This window comes from Kitasatospora sp. NPDC101801 (assembly GCF_044766665.1).
GTDB lineage: Bacteria > Actinomycetota > Actinomycetes > Streptomycetales > Streptomycetaceae > Kitasatospora.
Window position 1 is genome coordinate 66,866 of record NZ_JBIWML010000016.1, and the last position, 14,854, is coordinate 81,719.

General features: G+C 73.4%; 11 protein-coding genes and 2 tRNA genes. 4 read left to right on the plus strand and 9 right to left on the minus strand.

Features of this window, described 5'->3' with window-relative positions:
* Positions 1–213: 213 nt before the first annotated feature.
* On the plus strand, positions 214–1,899 hold the full coding sequence (locus ACIRPK_RS19550; RefSeq protein WP_403040423.1) for a chitinase: 1,686 nt from the start codon (positions 214–216) through the stop codon (positions 1,897–1,899).
* Between the two features lie 57 nt (positions 1,900–1,956).
* Here the strand turns inward: ACIRPK_RS19550 and ACIRPK_RS19555 are convergent.
* Both ACIRPK_RS19555 and ACIRPK_RS19560 read right to left on the minus strand, forming a co-directional pair.
* A tRNA-Lys gene (locus tag ACIRPK_RS19555) sits at positions 1,957–2,030 on the minus strand.
* A gap of 46 nt (positions 2,031–2,076) precedes the next feature.
* Positions 2,077–2,994, minus strand: a complete 918-nt coding sequence (locus ACIRPK_RS19560) for an NADP-dependent oxidoreductase (RefSeq protein ID WP_403040426.1) — start codon at positions 2,992–2,994, stop codon at positions 2,077–2,079.
* Positions 2,995–3,164: 170 nt separating this feature from the next.
* Between ACIRPK_RS19560 and ACIRPK_RS19565 the strand changes: the two genes are divergently transcribed.
* Together ACIRPK_RS19565 and pgi are read left to right on the plus strand one after the other, a co-directional pair.
* The gene (locus ACIRPK_RS19565; protein ID WP_403040429.1) at positions 3,165–4,745 is read left to right on the plus strand and encodes a Na+/H+ antiporter; all 1,581 of its coding nucleotides are present in this window, start codon (positions 3,165–3,167) and stop codon (positions 4,743–4,745) included.
* Positions 4,746–4,969: 224 nt separating this feature from the next.
* Positions 4,970–6,622: a glucose-6-phosphate isomerase gene (pgi, locus tag ACIRPK_RS19570; protein ID WP_403040432.1), complete on the plus strand. Its 1,653-nt coding sequence runs from the start codon at positions 4,970–4,972 to the stop codon at positions 6,620–6,622.
* A 104-nt stretch (positions 6,623–6,726) separates the two neighbouring features.
* On the opposite strand, the gene ACIRPK_RS19575 is transcribed toward pgi, so the two are convergent.
* The 6 genes from ACIRPK_RS19575 to ACIRPK_RS19600 all read right to left on the minus strand — a co-directional run bounded on the left by ACIRPK_RS19575 (position 6,727) and on the right by ACIRPK_RS19600 (position 12,311).
* A tRNA-Lys gene (locus ACIRPK_RS19575) sits at positions 6,727–6,800 on the minus strand.
* A gap of 53 nt (positions 6,801–6,853) precedes the next feature.
* The gene (locus ACIRPK_RS19580) at positions 6,854–7,393 is read right to left on the minus strand and encodes a bifunctional DNA primase/polymerase (RefSeq protein WP_403040434.1); all 540 of its coding nucleotides are present in this window, start codon (positions 7,391–7,393) and stop codon (positions 6,854–6,856) included.
* Between the two features lie 118 nt (positions 7,394–7,511).
* Positions 7,512–7,973 carry a hypothetical protein gene (locus tag ACIRPK_RS19585; protein WP_403040437.1) on the minus strand — a complete coding sequence of 154 codons (462 nt, stop codon included), beginning with the start codon at positions 7,971–7,973 and terminating at the stop codon, positions 7,512–7,514.
* A gap of 116 nt (positions 7,974–8,089) precedes the next feature.
* Complete coding sequence (locus ACIRPK_RS19590) at positions 8,090–9,463, minus strand: helicase (protein WP_403040439.1); 1,374 nt, start codon at positions 9,461–9,463, stop codon at positions 8,090–8,092.
* A gap of 8 nt (positions 9,464–9,471) precedes the next feature.
* Complete coding sequence (locus ACIRPK_RS19595) at positions 9,472–11,076, minus strand: hypothetical protein (RefSeq protein WP_403040442.1); 1,605 nt, start codon at positions 11,074–11,076, stop codon at positions 9,472–9,474.
* Positions 11,073–12,311 (minus strand): hypothetical protein, encoded by a 1,239-nt coding sequence (locus tag ACIRPK_RS19600; protein WP_403040445.1) that lies wholly within the window; start codon positions 12,309–12,311, stop codon positions 11,073–11,075. The genes ACIRPK_RS19595 and ACIRPK_RS19600 overlap by 4 nt, the downstream gene beginning before the upstream one ends.
* 161 nt (positions 12,312–12,472) lie before the next feature.
* Between ACIRPK_RS19600 and ACIRPK_RS19605 the strand changes: the two genes are divergently transcribed.
* Positions 12,473–13,114, plus strand: a complete 642-nt coding sequence (locus ACIRPK_RS19605) for a histidine phosphatase family protein (RefSeq protein WP_403040448.1) — start codon at positions 12,473–12,475, stop codon at positions 13,112–13,114.
* Between the two features lie 237 nt (positions 13,115–13,351).
* Here the strand turns inward: ACIRPK_RS19605 and ACIRPK_RS19610 are convergent, their stop codons facing one another.
* Complete coding sequence (locus ACIRPK_RS19610; protein ID WP_403040451.1) at positions 13,352–14,713, minus strand: tetratricopeptide repeat protein; 1,362 nt, start codon at positions 14,711–14,713, stop codon at positions 13,352–13,354.
* Positions 14,714–14,854 lie beyond the last annotated feature (141 nt).

The following is a 14,854-nucleotide window of genomic DNA, read 5'->3' on the forward strand; positions in this document are numbered from 1 at the left end:
CAACGGGCGACCCGGGCGGGTCGCAACTCGGACGGACCGTCAGATCGCCCGCCCGCTCGGCGGCGCTCCCGCAGGCGGCGTTGCTGGTTCAGACCATTGACACCCGCAGGCCGGAAACGGTTCAGTGGTCCAGTCCAATCAGGCTCCCCACACCGCGCCTTCCCCCGAGGCGAGTTGGACGACCCCCACAGATCGAGGCAGGAGCATCCCCCCATGCGAACTCCCCGAACCACCAGACGAGTGGTCGCCGCCGCGACCGCCTGGGCCACGGCCGCGGCCGGCGCCGTCGCCCTCAGCTTCACCCTGGCCCCGACCGCGAGCGCCGGCGAATTCCTGACCAACGGCGGCTTCGAGACCGGCAGCGTCTCCCCGTGGAGCTGCACCGGCGGGCTCGGCAGCGTGACCGGCCAGGCCAGGACCGGCGGCTACGCCCTGGCGGCCGCCGCCTCGGCGAGCGACTCGGCCAAGTGCAGCCAGACCGTCACGGTCAAGCCCAGCACCACGTACCAGCTGACCGGCTGGGTCAAGGGCGCGTACGTCTACCTCGGGGTGGAGGGTGGTACCGCCGCCAGCACCTGGACCCCGAGCACCGGCGGCGCCTTCCAGAAGCTCTCGGTCAGCTTCACCACCACCGCCTCGCAGACCAGCGCCACCGTGTACACCCACGGCTGGTACGGCCAGGGCACCTACTACGCCGACGACCTCTCGCTGGACGGGCCCGGTGCGCCGAGCCCGTCGCCGTCGGCCTCGGCCTCCCCCTCGACCTCCGCGTCGCCGTCCAGCTCGGCCTCGCCGTCCGCCTCCCCGTCGGTCTCGGTGTCGCCCTCCCCGTCGGCGTCGCCGTCCACCTCGCAGTCGCCGACCGCACCGCCGAACGGCCTGCCCGCGCACGCGCTGGTCGGCTACCTGCACGCCAGCTTCGCCAACGGCGCCGGCTACACCAAGGTCGCCGACATCCCGGACTCCTGGGACGTCATCAACCTCTCGTTCGGCGAGCCGACCTCGGTGACCTCGGGCGACATCCGGTTCAACCGCTGCCCGGCCACCGAGTGCGCCGGGGTGGAGTCGGACGCCGACTTCAAGGCGGCGATCGCGGCCAAGCAGGCCAAGGGCAAGAAGGTGCTGATCTCGATCGGCGGCCAGAACGGCCAGGTCCAGCTCACCACGACGGCAGCCCGGGACACCTTCGTCAGCTCGGTCTCCGCGATCATCGACCGATGGGGTCTGAACGGCCTGGACATCGACTTCGAGGGCCACTCGCTGTCGCTGAACACCGGCGACACCGACTTCAAGAACCCCACCACGCCGGTGGTGGTGAACCTGATCTCGGCGCTGAAGACGCTCAAGGCCAAGTACGGCCAGAACTTCGTGCTGACCATGGCCCCGGAGACCTTCTTCGTCCAGCTCGGCTACCAGTACTACGGCTCCGGCCCCTGGGGCGGCCAGGACCCGCGCGCCGGGTCGTACCTGCCGGTGATCCACGCGCTGCGCAACGACCTGACGCTGCTGCACGTCCAGGACTACAACTCCGGCTCGATCATGGGCCTGGACAACCAGTACCACTCGATGGGCGGCGCCGACTTCCACGTCGCGATGACCGACATGATGCTCAAGGGCTTCCCGGTCGCGGGCAACACCGCCAACATGTTCCCCGCGCTGGCCGCCTCCCAGGTCGCCATCGGCATGCCGGCCACCACCAACGCCGGTAACGGCTACGTCGGCCCGGCCGAGGTGAACAAGGCGCTGGACTGCCTGACCAAGCTCACCAACTGCGGCAGCTACGTCCCGCGCAGCGGGGCCCAGCCCAACCTGCGCGGCCTGATGACCTGGTCGATCAACTGGGACCAGTACAACGGCACCCGGGAGTTCTCGAAGAACTTCGACGGCTACTTCGGCTGAACGAGCCGGGAACGAAGGAAGGCCCTCACCGTGAGGTGGGGGCCTTCCGACCGTCGGTGCGCCGCCAGGGACTCGAACCCCGGACCCGCTGATTAAGAGTCAGCTGCTCTAACCAACTGAGCTAGCGGCGCCTGCTGACGGAGAGAACATTACCTGGTCAGCAGCCGAAAGCAGAAATCAGTCCGTCCAGGGAGTGATGACCGCCTTGCCCCGGACGTGTCCGTCCTCCACCAGCCGGTGCGCCTCGGCCGCGCGGGACAGCGGGAAGGTCGCGGCGATCTCCAGCCGGAGGGCGCCGGACTCCCAGAGCGCGGTCAGCTCGGCCAGCCGGGCGGCGGTGCGGGGGCCGCGCAGGCCGGCGAGGCCGAGCCGCTGGGCGCCGGCGTAGTCGACGATGGTGCCGATCCGGGAGCGGTCGGCGACCAGCTCGACCGAGACCTCCAGCGCGCCGCGCCCCGCCGCGTCGAAGGCGGCGTCCACGCCGTCCGGCGCCAGCGCGCGGACCCGGTCGGCCAGGCCCTCGCCGTACGTGACCGGGATCGCGCCGAGCCCGCGCAGGTAGGCGTGGTTGTGCTCGCCGGCGGTGCCGATCACGGTGGCGCCCCAGGCCCTGGCCAGCTGGACGGCGACGGTGCCGACCCCGCCGGAGGCACCGTGGACCAGCACCGTGTCGCCCGGGCCGACCTTGAGCGCGGTCAGCGCGACGTGCGCGGTCTGTGCGGAGGCGGAGAACGACCCGGCCTCCTCCCAGCTCATCCCGGCGGGCTTGGCCACCAGCTGGGCGCCGTCCACCACCACGTGCTGGGCATGGCAGTTCAGCAGCCGGAAGCCGAGCACCTCGTCGCCCACCTCCCAGCCGAAGCTGCCCGCGCCGAGCTGCTCGACCACCCCGGCGAACTCGTTGCCCGGGATCGCCGGGTAGCCGACCTCGGCGCCCGGCGGGGACCAGCCGGCCCGGACCGCGGTGTCGGCCGGCTGGATGCCCGCCGCCAGCACCCGGACCAGCACCTCGCCCGGCCCCGGTGCGGGCACCGGCAGCTCCGCCACGTACAGCACCTCGGGGCCACCGGGCTCGTTGAACATCGACGCCAGCATCGGACCGCTCCTTCTGGGATCTCGGCTTCTGCGGCCCACTCTGAATGCTCAAGCGGACTTGAAGTCAAGCACCTCCGGCGAGCCGGTGCGCCGCCTGGCGCATTGTCAGATTTATCCTGGCCGAGGGACCGTCAGAGCCGAGAGGCCGTCAACCGAGAGGACAGCACTCCGTGGGTCAGCTGTCACTGCTCTTCCTGGTGCTGCTCGCCTCGGTGGTGACCATCCCGGTGGCCCGGCTCACCCGGGTGCCGCAGCCGGTGCTGATGACCGGGATCGGCCTGCTGTTCGCCTGGCTCCCGCAGGTGCCGGACATCGCCATCAACCCCGAGCTGATCCTGCCGCTGGTGCTGCCGCCGCTGATCTTCGCGGTGGCCCGGCGCTCCTCGGTCCGGTACTTCCGGGCCAACATCCGCTCGATCCTGCTGCTCGCGGTCGGCCTGGTGATCGTCACCACCACGGTGGTGGCCGGGGTCTTCCACTGGCTGGTGCCCACCCTCCCGCTGGCCGCCGCCGTCGCGCTCGGCGCGCTGGTCTCGCCGCCCGACCCGGTCGCGGCCGTCGCGGTGGCGGGCAGCGTCGGACTGCCCCGGCGGCTGGTCGCGGTGCTGGAGAGCGAGGGCCTGTTCAACGACGTGACCGCGATCGTCATCTACTCGGTGGCCGTCCAGGCGGTGGTCACCGGGGACTTCTCGGCGGGCGGGGCGGCGCTCAGGTTCGTGCTCTCGGCGGTGCTCGCGGTGGTGGTCGGGATCGCCCTGGGCTGGCTGAACGCCAGGCTGGCCGGGCTGCTCGACGACCCGACCCAGCAGGTGGCGCTCAACCTGCTGGTGCCGTTCGCGGCCTACGTGCTGGCCGAGGAGATCCACGGCTCGGGCGTGCTGGCCGTGGTGGTCTGCGCGCTCTACCTGGCGGACCGGGCGGCCGACGCCGACGACGTGGCGTACCGGCTGGTCGGCAACGCCTTCTGGGAGATCGTCGAGATCCTGATCACCGGGGTCGCCTTCGGGCTGATCGGGTTGGAGCTGGCCCCGCTGATGGCGGAGGTCAAGGACGGCTGGCACGACATGGTCGGCGACGCGGCCTGGGTGATCGGCGCCATGGTGCTGGTCCGGCTGCTCTGGCTGCTGCCGGCCGCCTGGATCTCCAAGCGGGTCAGCCGGGCGGACGAGGACACCCCGATCAGCTGGCGGGAGACGGTGGTGCTCTGGTGGTCCGGGATGCGCGGGGTGGCCACCGTCGCGCTGGCGCTCGGCATCCCGCTCACCATCCACGGCGGCGTGGGCTTCCCCGGCCGGGACGAGATCATGGTGGTCGCCTTCGCGGTGGTGCTGTTCACCCTGCTGGTGCAGGGCCTGACGCTCCCTCTGGTGGTCCGGCTGCTCGGCCTCGGCGGTGCGGCGGACGCGCACGAGGAGGCGGTCAAGCGGATGTGGTGGCGGGCGGCCAAGGCCGGGCTGACCCGGCTCGGTGAGCTGGAGGACGAACGCGACCTGCAGCCCGAGGTGGTCGAGCGGCTGCGCGAGCGCCAGCACGACCGGCTGGCCCGGCTCTGCCCGGAGAAGTACGCCGAGGAGGAGGCGCAGGAGGCCAGGGAACGGTTCGTCCAGTGGCAGGCCGCGGCCGACATCGAGCAGGAGATGATCGCCGCCTCCCGCCGCGAGGTGCTGGCCGCCCGGGGCGAACTCGGCGCCGACCCGGAGGTCGCCGACCAGGTGATGCGCAAGCTCGACCTGCGCTCGCGCCGCAAGTGACCTGTGCGGGTGACCTGCACAGGTGGCCTGCGGGTGTGGAAGCGACGAAGTGTCGGTGACCGCCGGTGGCGGGGCGGGTGACGGACCGCCAGGACGCGTAGGCTGGCCCGGGCAGGCCGTCAACGGAGTCGGCGCAGCACCACCCGTACCACCGCCGGACCTCGCGTCACCCTCCCGCTGGGCCCTGCCGGTACCCACAACCGGATGACTTCGAGGAGCAACCGATGACGGCGCAGAACCGCACCCCCCTGGACCGGCTGCCGCAGTGGGCGGCGCTGGCCAAGCACCGGGAGGAGTTCGGTGACACCCACCTGCGCGAGCTGTTCGCGGCCGACTCCGGCCGCGGGGCCGACCTCACGCTGCGGGTCGGCGACCTGCTGGTGGACTACTCCAAGCAGCTGGTGACCGGCCGGACCCTGGAGCTGCTGCGGGAGTTGGCGGCCGCCACCGGCGTCGCCGAGCTGCGGGACGCGATGTTCCGCGGCGAGAGGATCAACATCACCGAGGACCGGGCGGTCCTGCACACCGCCCTGCGCGCGCCGCGCGGCGCGGTGGTCGAGGTGGACGGCGAGAACGTGGTGCCCGCCGTGCACGCGGTGCTGGACAGGATGGCGGTCTTCGCCGACAGGGTCCGCTCCGGCGAGTGGACCGGGCAGACCGGCCAGCGGATCAGGAACGTCGTCAACATCGGCATCGGCGGCTCCGACCTCGGCCCGGCGATGGCCTACGAGGTGCTCCGGTCCTACGCGCAGCGCGACCTGACGGTCCGTTTCGTCTCCAACGTGGACGGCGCCGACCTGCACGAGGCGATCCGCGACCTGGACGCCGCCGAGACGCTGTTCATCGTCGCCTCCAAGACCTTCACCACGATCGAGACCATCACCAACGCCACCTCGGCCCGGGAGTGGCTGCTCGACGAGCTGGGGGCCGGCCAGGAGGCGGTGGCCAAGCACTTCGTGGCGCTCTCCACCAATGCGACCGGCGTGGCCGACTTCGGCATCGACGTGGCCAACATGTTCGAGTTCTGGGACTGGGTCGGCGGCCGCTACTCCTACGACTCGGCGATCGGGCTCTCGCTGATGATCGCGATCGGGCCGGAGAACTTCCGCGAGATGCTGGCCGGCTTCCACCTGGTGGACGAGCACTTCCGCACCGCGCCGCCGGAGCAGAACGTCCCGCTGCTGCTCGGCCTGCTGGGCGTCTGGTACGGCGCGTTCTTCGACGCCCAGGCGCACGCGGTGCTGCCGTACTCGCACTACCTGGCCCGCTTCACCGCCTACCTGCAGCAGCTCGACATGGAGTCCAACGGCAAGTCGGTGGACCGCGACGGCAACCCGGTGGCGTGGCAGACCGGCCCGGTGGTCTGGGGCACCCCGGGCACCAACGGCCAGCACGCCTACTACCAGCTGCTGCACCAGGGCACCAAGGTGATCCCGGCCGACTTCATCGGCTTCGCGCAGCCGGTCGCCGAGCTGAGCCCGGCGCTGGCCGCCCAGCACGACCTGCTGATGGCCAACTTCTTCGCCCAGACCCAGGCGCTGGCCTTCGGCAAGACCGCCGAGGAGGTCGCGGCCGAGGGCGTGCCCGCCGAGCTGGTCCCGCACAAGACCTTCAAGGGCAACCACCCGACCACCACCGTGCTGGCCGCCGAGCTGACCCCGTCGGTGCTCGGCCAGCTGGTCGCCCTGTACGAGCACAAGGTGTTCGTGCAGGGCGCGGTGTGGAACATCGACTCCTTCGACCAGTGGGGTGTCGAGCTCGGCAAGGTGCTGGCCAAGCGGATCGAGCCGGTGCTGCTGACCGGTGCGGGCGCGGACGCGCTGGACAGCTCGACCGCCGTGCTGGTGCAGAACTACCGCTCGCTGCGCGGGCGCTGACGGTGACCCGGCCCCCCGCTCCGGCGGGGGGCCGGGCAGGCCGTTGTCGAACCCGGGAACGAAGGAAGGCCCCCACCGTGAGGTGGGGGCCTTCCGACCGTCTGTGCGCCGCCAGGGACTCGAACCCCGGACCCGCTGATTAAGAGTCAGCTGCTCTAACCAACTGAGCTAGCGGCGCCTGTCTGACGTGGAAAACATTAGCAGCGGGATCGGGCGGAACCAAAATCGGTTTCAGGCCCCGGCGGGCTCGGCCGTCGACCGCACCCGGGAGGCCCGGACGCAGGCCCAGAGCACGGTGGCCGCCCCCGGCAGCCAGGGCTCCCGGGAATCCGGCGCGACCACCCAGCGGCCGGCACCCTGGCCGGGGGAGACCGGGGCGTCCACCATCCGCTGGATCGGCGGCACGGTCACCGCGTCGCCCTGCCCGTGGCAGAGCAGCGGCGGCACCTCGCGGGCCCACTCCTCCCAGGCCAGCAGCGTCCGGAGCCGGGGCGCCGCGCCCGGCTGGACGAACAGCAGGGTCCGCCCCCGGAAGGAGGCGACCGGGCCGCAGCCCGGCCCCGAGGCCCACAGCTCGTCCAGCACGGCGCGGCCGAACAGGGCCGGCATGCTGATCACGTCGAAGACCCGCCCGCAGGGCAGGACGGTCGGCGCCCAGGGGCGTGACTCCCAGAGGGCGCGCATGCTGCGCGGGTACTCACTCGCGGAGGCCAGCCAGGACTCCCCGGCCACGGTGACGTACTCCACGGATTGATACGTCCAGATGTCCACGGGCAGCAGACTGGCCCGGCCGGGGCGGGCCGCGCCGGGAAAGTGACGTTCGGCGGACAAGAGGCGGGGGAGGGGCGTACCCTTTCCGCCCGCATATGCCAGAGGCGTGTCGCCGGTCTCAGTGCTGCTCGCCGCTGTGCTGCTGGCGGATCAAGGTCTGCCCGTACTCGACCATCCGGGTCGCGTAGTCCGGCGTCCAGTCGATCCGGGCGGCGATCTCGGCGGGCGAGAGCGCGTCGAACCGGCGGGTGTCCGCCAGCTGGGCGGCGGCGATCGCCTGGAAGTCCGCGGCCCGCTCGGCGGCGACCCGGAAGGCCAGGGTCAACTCGGTGGCGCGGCGGAGCAGTTCGGCCGGGTCGTCGATCGACTCCAGGTCGAAGAACCGTTCCTCCTCGGCCTCCTGGGCGGGCGGCTCGAACAGCAGCTGGGCCGGCCGCCGACGGCGCGGCGGCGGGGCCTCGGCGGTGCTGGGCGGGGTGGTGCTCGGCTCGCCAGCGGAGGGGCCGGACTGTGCCGGGAGCGGCACCGCGGCTTCGCGGTCGACCGGCTGGGCGGACACCGGTGGATGGCGGTCGGGCATGGGACGACACCTCCGAGGTGGCGGGTGAGGGGACTGCCGTCCATTGTCGCGCGGGGACGGCCGGTAACGGAACGGTGCGCGTGCGGGCGCTATTCCCCGGCCACGCGCCCCCGATTTCAGGCCAACCGCACCCGGTGCTCGCTCAGCTGGGCGAGCACGGCGTGGTTGGCCTCCCAGCCGTCCGGGAACTTCATCGTCACCCCGAGCTGCACCGGCTCGGTCGCCGGGTGCTCGTCCAGCAGCTCCGGGATGCCGGCCCTGGCCACCACGATGCAGGCGTGCCGGTGCCGGGAGGCGAGCACGCAGAGCCGCCCGGTCTCCAGGTGGAAGGCGGTGGCGTCCGGCCGGCCGGAGAGCGGGTGCAGCACCACCGTGACGTCGTACTCGCGGCCCTGCAGCCGGTTCGCGGTGTCCACGGTGACGGCGGGACCGGCCGCGCCGTCCACCGGCACGCCGAGGCCCAGCAGCGCGGCCCGGACGGCGGCAGCCTGGTCCCGGTGGGCGGTGCCGACCGCGATCCGGTCGGCGGTGAGCGGGGTGCTGCCCTGCTCCGAGTGCGCGGTCAGGCCCCGGGTCAGCAGCCGGTGCACGGTGGCGGCGGTGGCGGCCACCGCCTGCGGGTCGGTCCGCACGGTGTGCCGGGCGGGCAGCTCCAGCAGTGCCCAGCCGTGCTCGGCCGCCTCGTCGATCGCCGCGTCCAGCGCGGAGCCGTCCGGGGCGGTCGCGGTGGTCAGCCGCCGGTCGTCCGGACCGGTGCCGGAGCGGAACGGGGTGTACGGGTAGAAGGCGGCCGAGATCAGCGGCGCGGCCGAGTACGGCAGCCGCCAGGAGACCGGCAGCCGGTGCGGCCGGATCTCCGGGTTGTGCGCGAGCAGGGTGACCACCGCGCTGCTGGAGGGGTCGTAGGACAGGCCGGCCCACTGGTCGGTGCCGACCGCCGTGAACGGGTCCAGCTGGCCGGGGTCGCCGACGAACAGGGCCCGGTCGAACAGCCCGGCCACGGCGAGCAGCGCGTCCGAGCGCATCTGGTACGCCTCGTCCACGATCGCGTGCCGCCAGCGGGCCTCGGTCTTCACCCACTGCCACTTGGCCGCGGTGGAGATCACCACGTCCTGCTCCAGCAGGTCGCCGACCTTGGGGGCGGCGGTGACGTTGGCGTACCGGGACAGCTCGGCGCCGGGCCTGCCGTCGGCGGCGTGCAGCCGGCCGATGGTGAGGTCCGGGCCCTTCTCGGCCAACCGGCCGACCAGGTCGTCCACCTGACTGTTCGTCTGGGCCACGATCATCAGCTTCTCGCCGCCCGCCACCAGCTCCCGGGCGGCCCGCACCACCAGGGTCGACTTGCCCGCACCGGGCGGTGAGTCGACCACCACCCCGCGCGGGGCGCCCGGGGCGGGGTGGACGGTGGCGGCCAGGATCGCGGCCACGGCGGCGTCGGCGGCGGCACCGGGGTGCTCGCCGGCCGGACGGGCGGTCTGACTGATGGTCATGCCGGTGGTCATTCCCACTCTTCGGTGGCAGTAGGCGAACGATCGCCGCCGCCCGGCGGTCCACCGTGCGTCCAGGGGGTGTCGTCCGGCTCGGGGAGCGGGGCGGACTGGCGGGGCGTCAGCTCGAACAGGGTCAGCACGATCCGCTCCCCGGGCTCGGGCAGGCTGCCCGGCTCCGGCTCCTTCTTCCGGCCCATCCCGCTCAGCACCCGGACGGTGACCGTGCCGGCGGCCTGGTCGGCCGCCACGATCACCGCCTCCTGGGCCGAGCTGTGGTTGGCCCGGTGCACCTTGCGGCCCGGGTCGGCGTGCGGCCGGTCGGTGGTGCGGATCACCAGCAGCGGGCGGGGCTTGGGCGAGCGGCCCGAGGTGTCGTACTCCGGGACCACCTCGATGACCTCCCCGGCGAACGCCTCGCCGGACAGCCGGTGCTCGGCCATCGCCAGCGGGTCGTCCAGCGCCTCCTGGACATCCGACCTGGCCTGCTCGCGCTCCCGCTGGGCCAGCTTGCGGGCGGCGGTGACGGCGTCGTCCTGCTTGGGCTGCGGCGGCTCGCCGGCCGCCAGCCGGTCGCGGTGGCCGGTGTAGGACCAGCGGTCGCCCTCCCAGCGCTCGGCCAGGTGGGCGGCCGGGGGGAGGGCGCGGAGCAGGTCGAGGCCGCGCCAGACGTCCTGCCAGGTGGGCAGCAGCACCCGGAGCAGTGCGGCGTGCAGCTCCTCGGCGGCGTGCTTGACCCGGAGCCGGGCCGCCTGGCCCTCGCCGGGCCGCCCGTTCCGCTCGGCCTGTTCGGCGGCCGCCAGTGCGGCGAGCGCGGTGTCGTGCCGGGTGATGGCCGGGGCCAGCACCCGGGCGTCGAAGGCCGGGTCGGTGGCCGGGCCGGCCGGAGGGTGCAGCAACTGGCCCGCGGCGTCCCGCTCGGTCTCCACCCGGGTCGCCAGCTCGGCCCCGCCGACGCCGAACGGCGGCCGGTGCCAAGCGAGTTGGGCGCCGAGGTGCTGGTCCTCCAGGTGGCTCTGGCCGGTCGCCCAGTGCCGGGCCAGCAGCCCGGTCATCGGCAGCAGCAGGCTGGAGCCGGGCACCTGGGTCCGCTCGGTGAGATGGGTCAGCCAGCGGCCCAGCAGTGGCACCCTGGTCGGTGCGGGGTAGGGGCCGGGATCCGGGTCCTCGGCGGTGCGGCGGAACCGGGTGGACCGGCCGAGCAGGGCCAGGTGCTGTACGGAGCCGCTGTTCGGCACGATCAACTGCGGTGCGTCTGCGCAGAGTTCGCGGAAGGTCTGGGTCTTCTCGCCGGTCTCCGGGTCCTTCTCGGTGCGCTCGATCTGCTCGACCTCGGCGCCGTACGACTCCAGGTAGGGGACCAGCTCGGCGGCGAACGCGGCCAGGAACTCGAACCGCTGAGCGCGGTTCAGCGGCTGCGGGACCAGGTGCAGCCGGGGCGCGTCCCGCTCGGTGCCGAGCAGCACCGCGAGCGGGGCCCCGGCCTCACCGGCGGCGGCCAGCGGGACCAGCACCATCGGCCGGTCGGACAGGTGCCGGTGGCGGACGGTGGCCAACGGCTCGGCGTGGCCGCTCCGGACGGCCTCCAGCCGGGCCAGGGTGGCGAGCAGGCTCACCGGTCGGCTCCGGCGGCTGTGGTGGCGGGGGCGGCCGCGACGAGCGTCTCGGCCGCCGCGAGCGCCTCGGCGCGCAGGGCGGCGGCGTGGGCCAGCCGGGCGGCGGCCTCCCGGTCGGCCTGCTGGTCGACCTGCGGGCCCTGGTCGGTGGCCGCCGCCAGGGCGGCGGCCACCGTGCGGAGGCTGCCCAACTCGCCCCGGACGCCCCGGCCGAGCTGCTCCACCGCGTCCGCGCAGCGGGCCTGCGCCCGGCAGTGGAAGCCCAGCTCGCAGGTGGAGAGGCAGTCCGGACTGTAGGCGGCCGGGACGGCGGCGACGGACTCGGTCAGCTCGGCCACCGGACGGGTCGGCACCCCGGCCTGATCCGGTGCCAGGTCGAAACTGGTGCCGGCCGGGAGCGCGTCGAGCAACTGGTCGATCCCGGTCAGCCTGGCCAACTGCCGCCGGGTGGTGGCCAGCTCGCGCCGGACGTCCACCACGGTGGCCGTCGGCCGGTTGGAGAAGTCCCTCGGGCAGACCAGCAGCACACTGAGCTCCGGGCTGCCGGGGAACGCGTCGGTGGCGTACGGGGACCGGTCGGCCGTCGTACCGGCCGGCCCGGCCGCCGTCTCCTGGAGCGCCAGCACGTACACCGCCGCCTGCCGGGCGGCCGCCCCGACCTTCGCCGGATCGGCCGAACCGTCGATGATCGGGAAGGACTTGATCTCCACCACCGTGCAGCGACCGCCGTGCACCACCACCGCGTCCGGCTCCAGGTAGGCCGGGCTGCCCGCCACGGTGAGCCGGAACATCGGGTGGTCGAGCAGCGTCCAGCGGGTGGGGTCGGCGGCGGCCTCGGCCAGCACCTGGGCCGTCCGCTCGGCCCGGGTGGCGGGTGCGGCACGGGGCAGCAGATCCGGCACGGTCAGCTCGCCGCCCTCCGGCGGTGCGCCGAGCAGGCGGCGGAGCGGCTCCAGCAGCGCCGCGTAGCCGTCGGCCTTGAGCCGGGCCTCGAAGACGTTCCCCCGGGTGATCGCGAAGGGGGACTGCCCGAACGGTGCGGGGTGCCCGAGCCGCTCGGCGACGGCGCCCTTGTCCACCCCCGCCGCGTCCAGCACCGCGCGACGGCGGCACCCCGGATTGGCCGCGAGGGCGGCCAGCGCCCGGGCGTCGAGGCTGCGCTGCGGCGCCTGGCCGCGCAGATCACGGAGCCGCCGCGCGACCGGCTCCGCCTGCCCGTAGGTCAAGACGTTCATGGTGCGGCCAAGTCTCGCACCCGGCACCGACAAACCACCCCGGAACGCGCTCCCCGGACCTTCCGGGGCCATCCGGACCCCGGACCGCCGGCCGGGGCACCCGGGTGGTGAGGGATCATGGAGGGGTCGAATGCAGCCCCCCGTCTGCGAGGAGTCCGCTCATGCCCGCCCGTATCGTGCTTGTCCGGCATGGCGAGACCGCCTGGTCGGCCAGTGGTCAGCACACCGGCCGTACCGATGTCCCGCTCACCGAGGAGGGCCGCGGGATGGCCCTGGCCCTCGGGGCCCGGCTGGCGAAGGCCCCCTGGAACGGACTGCCGGGCGCCACCGTCTACACCAGCCCGCTGTCCCGGGCCAAGGAGACCTGCGAGCTGGCCGGCTTCGGCGACCGCGCGGTCGACCGGGACGAACTGCTGGAGTGGGACTACGGCCGGTACGAGGGACGCACCGGCCCCGAGATCCGGGCCACCGACCAGCCGGGCTGGCTGATCTGGCGGGACGGCGTGCCGGGCGGCGAGAAGCTCGCCGACGTGGCGGCGCGGGTGGACGGCTTCCTCGCCGGGCTCAACTCCGAGCACGGGACGCCGCATCCGGACACCACCACCATGCACTGCGCCGACCACGACGTGGTGATCTTCGCGCACGGGCACCTGTTGCGGATCCTGACGGCGCGTTGGCTGGGGCTGCCGCCGGAGTTCGCGCAGCGGTTCAAGCTGGGGACGGCGGCGCTCTCGGTGCTGTCGTGGGAGTACGGGGCACCCGCGGTGGAGATCTGGAACGACCACAGCCACCTCCAGGGCTGAACGCAGGAAGGCGCTCAGTTTCTTGCAGGGCGCTCCGTTGCCCTGCCCAGGGGCTCGGGGCTGCACTTTTGCAGGTGATCCGGGTCTACGGTCCAGGGGCTCGGGGAACTGCGAGGAGGTCTGGCGTTCGGGTCACTGCGAAAGTGCCTGACCCTTTACGCACGGATCACCTTTTCGAGGCCGACGTCGCAGTTCCCCGAGCCCCTGACGGCTGAGCCCGGACCGCAGGTCACCTGCTCAGGCAGCTTCGTAGCTGGTGAGGAAGGCGGCGACCTCGGGGACGGTGCGGTGGGGGCGGAGCCGGTCCGCGGTGGTGGCGAGCATGCTGCGGATGCGGGCCGAGCGGACCTGGTCGAGGAGGGTGACGGCGGCGGTGCCGTGGACCGCTGCGCCGGCCAGGTCGCCGAGGCCGAGGCGGTCGTGGGCGAGCTCGGCGGTGTAGAGCACCCGGTTGCGGACGAAGTGCGGCTCCTGGAGGGAGATCGCCCGGCAGACCCGTTCGGTGGCCCGCTCGAACTCGCCGAGGGCGGACCAGCACTGGGCCTCGAGCCCGGCGATCTCGGCTTCGCCGAAGAAGCTCATCCACTCCGGGTCGGCCTCCGACTCGCCCCGGTCGAAGAGGGTGTGCGCCCGCCCCAACGCCCGTTCGCAGGCGGCCCGGTCGCGCAGCAGCGCCCAGGCCCCGGCCTCCCGCATGACCAGCAGCGAGAGCAGCCGGTCGGAGTCCAGGTGCCGGGCCGCGGACTGGCCTGCCTGGGCGGCCCGGAGGGCTTCGCGGGCCCGGCCGGCGTCCCTGGCCAGGAAGGCGCTGTTGGAGAAGACGTGTGCCTCCAGCGCCGCGTCGTTGGCCATCCGGGCGGTGGCGAGGGCCTCGGAGTAGAACGAGCGGGCGTCCGCCAGCCGGTCCGAGTCGTGGGCCAACCAGCCGACCGAGATGGCCAGTTCGCCGGCCCCGGACTGCAGCCGGCGTTCGGTGGCAGCGCTGTACTCGCCGTCGTTGAGCATCACGTACGCGCCGCGCAGCGACTGCCCGGCCAGCTCGAACAGGGTGTCCGCGCCGTGCACGTCGTCCAGCAGCCTGATGTCGCGGACGGCCTGCTCGACCCCGAGCACCTCGGCCGCGCCGACCCGGCGCTGGGGCGGCACGACCGGGGTCGCGGCCTGGGCCGGCAGGTCGAGGGCGAGCGCGGTCACCAGGGCGGTCGAACCGCCGTTCAGGAATGTACGGCGACGCACGTCGTCGTTCTCCTCGTCGGGATGGTACGAGTCGTCGAGCCGGACCGGCCCGCCCGGCCCGAGCCTGGGGGCCGGGACTGACGGTGGGTCGGCCGCCCGGCGGCGGACCGCCGTACGGGGGGTGAACCCGAGTTCGGACAGGGAGCGGCCCGGCCACATGTGCCTGAACACCCGCTCGTACGCGTAGTTGGGACAACGGATCTCCCCGGCCTCCACCCGTCCGACGTAGCGGGCGTCGCAGGAGACGTGCTCGCCGATCTCCCGGGCGGCCCGACGGATCGCGACCGCGAACTCGCCGGGGGAGAGGTCGCCGCGCAGCGCTCGCATGGCGGCGTTGGGGGTGGGGGGCCTCGTGGCTGCCATCTGATGCGCTCCGAGCTGGTGCGTCGGGGGTACGTCCGTTGTCGGTGGTGGAGATGGTGGAGGTGGGGGCGACGGCCCGGGTGGGCCTCGATCCAGCGCAGAGAGTACCGGGCGTGACGGACTGATCACGTCCGGTTGTGG

What these genes read in the sequence shown, in the direction of transcription:
- ACIRPK_RS19550 (WP_403040423.1), top strand. Translation starts at nt 214, where the DNA reads ATGCGAACTCCCCGAACCACCAGACGAGTGGTCGCCGCCGCGACCGCC.
- ACIRPK_RS19560 (WP_403040426.1), bottom strand. Translation starts at nt 2,994, where the DNA reads ATGCTGGCGTCGATGTTCAACGAGCCCGGTGGCCCCGAGGTGCTGTAC.
- pgi (WP_403040432.1), top strand. Translation starts at nt 4,970, where the DNA reads ATGACGGCGCAGAACCGCACCCCCCTGGACCGGCTGCCGCAGTGGGCG.
- ACIRPK_RS19585 (WP_403040437.1), bottom strand. Translation starts at nt 7,973, where the DNA reads ATGCCCGACCGCCATCCACCGGTGTCCGCCCAGCCGGTCGACCGCGAA.
- ACIRPK_RS19590 (WP_403040439.1), bottom strand. Translation starts at nt 9,463, where the DNA reads ATGACCATCAGTCAGACCGCCCGTCCGGCCGGCGAGCACCCCGGTGCC.
- ACIRPK_RS19600 (WP_403040445.1), bottom strand. Translation starts at nt 12,311, where the DNA reads ATGAACGTCTTGACCTACGGGCAGGCGGAGCCGGTCGCGCGGCGGCTC.
- ACIRPK_RS19605 (WP_403040448.1), top strand. Translation starts at nt 12,473, where the DNA reads ATGCCCGCCCGTATCGTGCTTGTCCGGCATGGCGAGACCGCCTGGTCG.
- ACIRPK_RS19610 (WP_403040451.1), bottom strand. Translation starts at nt 14,713, where the DNA reads ATGGCAGCCACGAGGCCCCCCACCCCCAACGCCGCCATGCGAGCGCTG.